Origin of the sequence: Halomonas sp. SIMBA_159, from assembly GCF_046536035.1 — a bacterium.
Classification (GTDB): Bacteria; Pseudomonadota; Gammaproteobacteria; order Pseudomonadales; family Halomonadaceae; genus Vreelandella; species Vreelandella venusta_A.
The window spans coordinates 1-259 of sequence record NZ_JAWJBT010000924.1 but is presented as its reverse complement, the minus strand read 5'-3'; the positions used below and the strand labels follow the sequence as shown (position 1 = coordinate 259).

Below are 259 nucleotides of genomic sequence, written 5' to 3'. Positions count from 1 at the left end.
CTTGATTTTTGAAGCCATTTCCAGTGACATCCCTCTCAAGATCAGCTCTTGCTTTTTGTGCATCAAACATTTGTGACGGCTTAACTTTTTTGGCGTTATTCGCATACCGATTAAACATTGCGTTTATTGTCATTCGCTCTATTTCATCAATTTCACGCAGCTTGGCCGCTTTGAGCTTGCGCTTGTACTCGTTTGGAGTCCATGACATGATAAGATCGTTGTCATAGACACCCATCCAACGAGCTGCATCTTCAATTAC

At 42.1% G+C, this 259-nt stretch carries 1 protein-coding gene; it reads right to left on the bottom strand.

Features of this window, described 5'->3' with window-relative positions:
• Positions 1 to 259 (bottom strand): hypothetical protein (locus R0J87_RS21960; RefSeq protein ID WP_498888962.1); only part of this gene is annotated, 259 nt, incomplete at both ends.